The organism is Pseudomonas sp. REP124 (genome assembly GCF_020164475.1).
Classification (GTDB): Bacteria; Pseudomonadota; Gammaproteobacteria; order Pseudomonadales; family Pseudomonadaceae; genus Aquipseudomonas.
On the sequence record NZ_JAIQWX010000213.1, the window covers coordinates 1 to 8108 of the forward strand.

The window sequence follows — 8108 nt, forward strand, 5'->3', positions numbered from 1 at the left end:
TTTCGCGAGCAAGCCCGCTCCCACAGGGGTCTGCAGTGTTTGATCAGGCGTGATCAGAAGCCTTGCGGAGTCGAACGAGAAACGATCGCGTCTACATCCAAACCTCGCGGCAACGCGCCATACACACGCCCCGCCGATCCCAACCGACTGGCGATAAACCCGTCACTCACCGCCGAATTCCCCGCCTCCAGCAACAACTTGGCCTGAAGCCCCAGCGCAATGTCCTCGGTCAACTGCCGGGCGCGGTACTGGATGTCGCTGGTGTCCTTGAACGCCGCCTGCAACTGGCTGATGTGCGCCGCCAGGCGCTTGTCGCCATGGCCGTCGCCCATCTCGTTGAACAGCGCATCCAGCACGCCCGGCTCTTTCGACAGGGCGCGCAGGACGTCCAGGCATTGCACGTTACCGGAGCCTTCCCAGGTCGAGTTGACCGGCGCTTCGCGGTACAGCCTTGGCAGGATACTCTCCTCGACGTAACCGGCACCGCCCATGCATTCGGCAGCTTCGTTGATCATGGCCGGGGCGCGTTTGCAGATCCAGTACTTGCCCACCGCCGTCACCAGCCGGGCGAATTTTGCCTCCTGGGAATCGTCCAGATGATCCAGCGCCCGGCCCATGCGCAGGCTCAAGGCCAGCGCCGCTTCACTTTCCAGCGCCAGATCGGCCAGCACGTTCTGCATCAACGGCTGTTCGCTGAGCAGTTTGCCGCCGACCGAACGGTGCGCGCAGTGATGGCTGGCCTGGGTCAGGGCCTGGCGCATCAATGCACTGGAGCCGACCATGCAATCGAAGCGGGTCATGGCGACCATCTCGATGATGGTCGGCACGCCGCGCCCTTCCTCACCGACCATCCACGCCAGCGCCCCACGGAATTCCACTTCGCTGGAGGCGTTGGAGCAGTTGCCGAGCTTGTTCTTCAAGCGCTGGATATAGAACTGGTTGCGCGTGTCGTCCGGGCGATGGCGCGGCAGCAGGAAGCAGGTCAGGCCTTTGTCGGTCTGGGCTAGGGTCAGGAAGGCGTCGCACATCGGCGCCGAACAGAACCACTTGTGCCCCACCAGTTCATACGCCTGGCCGGGGCCACTGGCGCCCACCGGGAAGGCCTTGGTGGTGTTGGCCCGCACGTCGGTGCCGCCCTGCTTCTCGGTCATGGCCATGCCGATGGTCACACCGGCCTTGTGCGCCATGCCGACATTGCGCGGGTCGTATTCGGTGGCGAGGATCTTCGGCAGCCATTTCTGCGCCAGATCCGGCTGCAGGCGCATCGCCGGGACGCTGGCAAAGGTCATGGTCAACGGACAGCCACTGCCGGCTTCGGCCTGGCTGTGCAGATAGGTCATGGAGGCGCGGGCGACGTGGGCGCCGTCCTGCGGGTGCGCCCAGGGCAGCGAGGTCAGGCCATGTTCGACCGCCGTGCGCATCAACTGGTGATAGGCGGGATGAAATTCCACCAGATCGATGCGATGGCCATAACGGTCATGACTGTTGAACACCGGCTTGTTCTGGTTGGCGAGAAACCCCGCCTCCATCAGCGGTCCGCCGGCCAGGGCGCCGTAAGCCTCGATCCGCGACTCGGCCCAGCCGGCTCCGAAACGCCGCGACCACTCCTGCAAAGGCAAATCGATGCGATACAGGTTGGCGCCATCCAGCGACGGTGGCTGATTGGTCACTTCGTGGGTTTCGGCGAACTGATGCAGGTTCATGGCGCGGCTCCTTTGGTCAGCCAAGGGACTTCAGTTAAGCACCGCCCCTTGGTCGTTCAAAGTGTCATATGTGCCTAACTGCCGGCGCTTTCGCCTTGTTGCGCGCAGAGTACGCGGCGATAGAGCGCCGCCTGCAAATCTTCGAATTTCACCGGTTTGCTCAAGTGATCGATCAGCGCACCGGTCGGGCAGCGCTCGCGATCCGCGCTCAAGGCAATCAAGAACACCGGCAATTCAGCACAGCCGGGCAAGGCACGGATCTGGCAGCAGATCGACACGCCATCCAGCGCCGGTAACTGACAATCGAGCAGCACGGCATCGAAGGTTTCCCGCTGCAGAAGGTCCAGGGCGGCGATGCCATTGTCGGCGGTACGTACGCGGAACCCCAACTTGAGCAACATGCCGCGCATGACCAACTGATTGATGTTGTTGTCGTCCACCAGCAGCACCTTGCAGTCCTGAGGCAGGCGCAAGCGTGGGAATTCCCGGGTCATGAACGGCCCGGCGGAGGATTCGGTGATCGGGATGGCAATTTCGACATCCAGCTGGAAACGGCTGCCGCGTCCGGGCTCGGAACGGTGGGTCAGGCGACCACCGAGCAGTTCGATCAACTGTCGGCAGATCGCCAGGCCGACACCCAGACCGCCGTATTCGCGGGTCATAGAGCCGTCGAGCTGGAAGAAGCGCTGGTACATCGTCGCCTCGCCCAGATCGGTGAAGCCGATACCGGTGTCGATCACGGCAAAGGTCAGCGCCAGTCGATCCGGTTTGATCGTTTTCGCGGTCACCCGCAGCGCCACACCGCCGACCCGGGTGAATTTGATCGCGTTATCCAGCAGGCATTCCAGGCATTGCGCCAGCTTTAGGTTGTCGCCATACAAGCGATCCGGCACGTTCGGGGCCACATCAACCTTGAAGTCCAGCGACTTGCCGCTCGCGTTACCGTCGAACTGCATGCGCAGAGCGTCGACCAGGCCACGCAGACTGAAATTCGATGCACTTGCGCTGAGCTTGCCGGCTTGCAACTCGGTCAGCGTCAGGATGCCGTTAACCATGCGCATCATGTCCCGCGCCGATCCGGCAGCGGTCTGCTGGTATTGCTCAAGCTCCGCATCCATCTCGACGGTCTGCATCAGTTCCAGCGAACCGATTACACCGTTCATGGGCGTGCGCAGCTCGTGGGTCAGGGTCGCGAGGAATTCGTCCTTCAGCTGATTACTGCGTGCCAGTTGCTGGTTGAGCACTTCCAGTTTTTGCCCGGCATCCTGCAGCGTCTGCGCCTGCTGTTCGCGCATGGCGTTGATACGGTCGGCCAGGGCCAGGGACAGCAGCGCCACTTCGATGGCCGAACCGATCTGGCTGGAATACATGGTCAGGAACACGTTCGGCAGGTAGCCCAGCACCATCAGGGTATTGATGATGCCGCCAAGCAGAAACGCCGACCAGGCAATGATGAAGTAGCGCGCAACCCGCAGCCCACGAAGCCAGGCGAAGATCCCCGCGGAAAAAATCACCACCGTAAAGGTCAGCGCCAGGGCCGTCGCCAGGCGTAGGGCCAGGGCATAGCTGGTCATCAGCGACAACCCGACCACCAGCGCACTGAACAGCACCAGCGCCAGCAACAGGCGATCCAGCCAGCGACTGAAAGTGGCTGTCTGCAGGAAGCTGCGGGCGAACTGACTGCCGAACAAGCCGGCGCAGCCGATGAAAAACGGTGTCGCCGCGTTGGCCCACCATGGGCTGTCCGGCCAGAAATACTGCACTGCCGCACCGTTCACCGAAAGCTGATAAAAGCCGAACGAGGCGATATAGAAGATGTAGTAGAGGTAGCTGGTGTCGCGCACGCTGAGGTAGATGAACAGGTTGTAGACCAGCATCCCCAGCAGTACGCCATAGATCAGGCCCAACACGTACAGGCGCACGGGCTGATCTTCGAGATACGCAGTGCTCGACCACAAAGTGACCGGAGCCTGAATCGAGCCCTGACTCTGCAGGCGCAGATAGACGGTTTGCGTTTGGTCAGGGGCGAACGTCAGATTGAACAGGTAGTTGTTCTGGCGAATCTCACGAGTGTCGAATGGCAACGCATCGCCGGTCTGGCGCGCCAATTGATAGTTGCCGGAAGCATCGGGCAGGTACAGGTCGAGGTGATCGAGGGGCGGATAGGCTAGCTCCAGCAGCCAGGTGCGTTGCGCCGTCGGATTGGCCGGGCGGTATTGCAGGTCGATTTTCAGCCAGAACGCCGAACGCGAATATCCGGCGTTGAGCGTGGCTTTATCGTGTTGTTTGAAGTTGCCGGCAGCGGCCTGGTTGCGCACATCATCGATGGTCGCCTGGCCATCGGCGTCTTCGAACACTTGCAGGGTTCGGCCCAGGGGGAGGCTTTGAGTGAGCTCATCGAACTCGACGGCGTTCGCCAAAAGGGGCAAACACAACAGCAACATCAGCAAATAGCGCATTTATGCCCCAGCGTGGCCTTTCCGGTTCGGTCAGCAAGCCCCCCATTCCCTTTGAGCAGACGTAAAACCGGTGTTTCCTGTTATTGGTTTGGATCCACTCTAGCATAGCGGCTGATGGCCATTGAACACTACAGAAATATTTCCTGCAAAGGCTCTAGAACGGGCGTTCCAGCGGCGAATATTGAACTAGAGCGCTTACTCATTCCTGTAGCGGCTGGCGAAGCCTGCGTCCGGCTGCGAAGCAGTCGCCAAATCTGCGCTCGCGGTTTACCTGAAGGCCCTTATTTCACGACTGCTGCGCAGCCGTATGCAGGCTTGGCCAACTGCTACAGGGCTTCATGACTCGCTGGTCGACTGGTGGTAAGCTCGCGCACCATGAATATCTACAGCTCTCGCCCCGTTGTCCTCTGTCTCTCCGGCCACGACCCAAGTGGTGGCGCCGGCTTGCAGGCAGATATCGAAGCCCTGCTCGCTCAGGGTTGCCATGCGGCTCCGGCCGTCACTGCCCTGACCGTGCAAGACACGGTCAACGTCACTGACTTCCGCGTCCTCGACCGTGAGTGGGTACTGGCCCAGGCCAATGCCGTGCTCAACGATTCCGAAGTCGCCGCGGTCAAACTGGGCATGCTCGGTTCCCTGGAAATGGTCGACACCGTTGTCGAACTGCTCTCCGCGAACCCGCATCTGCCAGTGGTCTGCGACCCGGTGCTGCGCGCCGGCGGCGGCGGACGGCTGGGCAAGGACGAAGTCGGCTACGCCATGCGCGAACGCCTGCTGCCGCTGTCGATCATCGCCACCCCCAACCTTCCCGAAGCGCGAATCCTCGCCGAACTGCCCGAAGGCACCGCGGACGAGTGCGCTGAAAAACTCCTGCCGTTCGTCAAACACCTGCTGATCACCGGCGGCCACGGCGACGAAACCGAAATCCACAATCGCCTGTACAGCCGCGACGGCCTGCGCGAAACCTATAAATGCCAGCGCCTGCCCGGCAGTTATCACGGTTCCGGCTGCACCCTGGCCAGCGCTTTGGCCGGTCGTCTGGCCCAAGGTGAAAACCTCGCCAGCGCCGTACAGACTGCACTGGATTACACGTGGCGCACCCTGCGCGATGCCGAGCAGCTGGGCAAAGGCCAGTTCGTGCCGCGCCGCCTGCCACTGGACTTCTGTTCGTAACGCCAAGAGGCCTGCCTGATGAAACTACGTGGCCTGTACGCCATTACCGACAGCGAGCTGCTGGCCGGCAAGTTCCTGTCGTATGTCGAGGCCGCGCTGGAAGGCGGCGTCACCCTGCTGCAATACCGCGACAAGAGCAGCGACGAAGCCCGTCGCCTGCGCGAAGCCGAAGCACTGCGGGACTTGTGCGAACGCTACAAGACGCACCTGATCATCAACGATGACGCCGAACTGGCGGCGCGCCTGAACGTAGGCGTGCACCTGGGCCAGACCGACGGTCCACTGTCGCCAACCCGCGCCTTGCTAGGCTCGAAGGCGATCATCGGTTCGACCTGCCACGCGCAACTCGAACTCGCCGAACAGGCGGCGAAGGAAGGCGCCAGCTATGTCGCCTTCGGCCGCTTCTTCAACTCCAACACCAAACCGGGCGCCCCGACCTGCAGCCTCGAGCTGCTCGACAAGGCGCGTCAGCAGTTGCATCTGCCGATCTGCGCGATTGGCGGCATCACCCTCGAAAACGCCGCTCCACTGGTGGCGCACGGGGTGGATCTGCTGGCCGTGGTTCACGGTTTGTTCGGCGCCGACAGCACCGCTGAAGTCACCCGCCGGGCCCGCGCCTTCAATGAATTGCTTTGTGTTTAATCAGCCCATTTCCTGACTTCCGAGAATCCGATCATGTCTCGTTCCGAAACCCTGTTTGCCAATGCCCAGAAGCACATCCCCGGCGGCGTGAACTCTCCGGTTCGCGCGTTCAAGAGCGTTGGCGGCACGCCGCTGTTCTTCAAGCACGCCGAAGGCGCCTACGTCACAGACGAAGACAACAAGCGTTATGTGGATTACGTCGGCTCCTGGGGCCCGATGATCCTCGGCCACAGCCACCCGGACGTGCTGGACGCAGTGCGCAAGCAGCTGGAACACGGCCTCTCCTACGGTGCGCCGACCGAGATGGAAACCCAGATGGCGGACCTGGTCTGCTCCCTGGTGCCGTCGATGGAAATGGTGCGCATGGTCAGCTCCGGCACCGAAGCGACCATGAGTGCGATCCGTCTGGCCCGTGGTTTCACCGGTCGCGACAGCATCATCAAGTTCGAAGGCTGCTACCACGGTCACTCCGACAGCCTGCTGGTGAAAGCTGGTTCCGGCGCGCTGACCCAGGGCGTGCCAAGCTCGGCCGGCGTACCGGCGGCCTTCGCCAAACACACTCTGACTCTGCCGTTCAACGACATCGACGCCGTTGAAAACATGCTTGCCGAAGTCGGCCAGGACGTGGCGTGCATCATCGTCGAGCCAGTGGCCGGCAACATGAACTGCGTACCGCCGGCCCCAGGGTTCCTCGAAGGCCTGCGCAGCCTGTGCGACAAGCACGGCGTGGTGCTGATTTTCGACGAAGTGATGACCGGTTTCCGTGTCGCCCTCGGCGGCGCTCAGGCGCACTATGGTGTTACCCCTGACCTGACCACTTTCGGCAAGATCATCGGCGGCGGCATGCCGGTAGGCTGCTTCGGTGGCAAACGCGAAATCATGTCGCGCATTGCACCGCTCGGCCCGGTTTACCAGGCGGGCACCCTGTCGGGCAACCCGCTGGCGATGGCCGCCGGCCTGACCACACTGCGTCTGATCAGCCGCCCGGGCTTCCACGCCGAACTGACCGACTACACCACTCGCCTGCTCGACGGCCTGCAGCAGCGTGCCGATGCTGCCGGCATTCCGTTCGTGACGACTCAGGCCGGTGGCATGTTCGGTCTGTACTTCAGCGGTGCCGTCGACATCGTGACCTTCGATGACGTGATGGCCAGCGACGCTGCGCTGTTCGGCCGCTTTTTCCACCTGATGCTCGAAGGCGGTGTGTACCTGGCACCGAGCGCCTTCGAAGCCGGTTTCACTTCGATCGCTCACGGCGAAGCCGAGCTGAAACTGACCCTGGACGCCGCCGAGCGCGCCTTCGCTGCATTGAAATAAACGCTGTGCCGCTGACGTTGGCTAATGCCAGCGTCAGCTTTCTCCTACACCCCCGCGCTTTTTCCTACTCATCTGCCCATAATCCCCAGTAAACCGGGCGATATGGTTCCCGCGCAGCAGAAAAACGAGTAAAGACTTTGTAAGGTTGGCCCTGCTTATTTCATAATGCGCGCTTATTGGATCCCCTGGTTGGGTCCGCGCGCCCTTCAGAGGTAAGTCGATTCCCATGAACCGCACCGGCCGCGCCCTTTCAATGGGCTGCCTGTTGCTCCTTCAGCCCCTGCTCGCGCTCGCACAAGCAGGCGGTAACTCGTTGTTGATCCCGGCGATGGGTCGCTGCACCCTCAATACCCAGCCGCAAGATCTGGCACAGGCCATCGCCGCCTGCCAGAAAGCGTCGGATGAAGGGGATGCGCAGGCGCAATACGAGTTGGGTGAGTTCTACTATGAAGGCAAAGGCGCGCCGCGCGACCTCAATCAAGCCCTGAGCTATTTCGAAAAGGCCTCGCTGCAAGGCCACGCCCAGGCGCAATTCAAACTCGGCACCATGTTCTTCCACGGCGAAGGCGTAACGGCCAACAACGTTCAGGCATACATCCTGCTGAAGATGGCGGCGGTCAACGGCGCTGAAGACGCATTGGATACCGCCGACGAAGTCACCGAGAAAATGCCCCGCGAAGAACTGGAAGTCGCGACTCAGGTACTGGGGCAGATCTTCCGCAAATACCTGATGGAACTGCAGAGTGCCGATGGGCGTACGCCTTTTGCGCCATTGCCCTGATCTGCATCGTTAATACCGGCCCCTTCGCGAGCA

At 61.8% G+C, this 8108-nt stretch carries 6 protein-coding genes; 4 read left to right on the plus strand and 2 right to left on the minus strand.

From position 1 onward, the window contains the following. Positions 1–53: 53 nt before the first annotated feature. Positions 54–1703 (minus strand): acyl-CoA dehydrogenase family protein, encoded by a 1650-nt coding sequence (locus tag K9857_RS28605; RefSeq protein ID WP_224541661.1) that lies wholly within the window; start codon positions 1701–1703, stop codon positions 54–56. Between the two features lie 74 nt (positions 1704–1777). Then, positions 1778–4162: a hybrid sensor histidine kinase/response regulator gene (locus tag K9857_RS28610; protein ID WP_224541663.1), complete on the minus strand. Its 2385-nt coding sequence runs from the start codon at positions 4160–4162 to the stop codon at positions 1778–1780. 375 nt (positions 4163–4537) lie between these two features. Between K9857_RS28610 and K9857_RS28615 the strand changes: the two genes are divergently transcribed. The 4 genes from K9857_RS28615 (at position 4538) to K9857_RS28630 (ending at position 8075) form a co-directional block, all read left to right on the plus strand. Continuing rightward, a complete protein-coding gene (locus K9857_RS28615) occupies positions 4538–5335 on the plus strand; it encodes a hydroxymethylpyrimidine/phosphomethylpyrimidine kinase (RefSeq protein WP_224541665.1) in 798 nt (265 codons plus the stop codon). 18 nt (positions 5336–5353) lie between these two features. Beyond that, positions 5354–5977 carry a thiamine phosphate synthase gene (gene thiE, locus K9857_RS28620; RefSeq protein ID WP_224541667.1) on the plus strand — a complete coding sequence of 208 codons (624 nt, stop codon included), beginning with the start codon at positions 5354–5356 and terminating at the stop codon, positions 5975–5977. A 33-nt stretch (positions 5978–6010) separates the two neighbouring features. After that, positions 6011–7294: a glutamate-1-semialdehyde 2,1-aminomutase gene (gene hemL, locus K9857_RS28625; RefSeq protein WP_224541670.1), complete on the plus strand. Its 1284-nt coding sequence runs from the start codon at positions 6011–6013 to the stop codon at positions 7292–7294. A gap of 226 nt (positions 7295–7520) precedes the next feature. After that, positions 7521–8075 carry a tetratricopeptide repeat protein gene (locus K9857_RS28630; RefSeq protein WP_224541672.1) on the plus strand — a complete coding sequence of 185 codons (555 nt, stop codon included), beginning with the start codon at positions 7521–7523 and terminating at the stop codon, positions 8073–8075. Positions 8076–8108 lie beyond the last annotated feature (33 nt).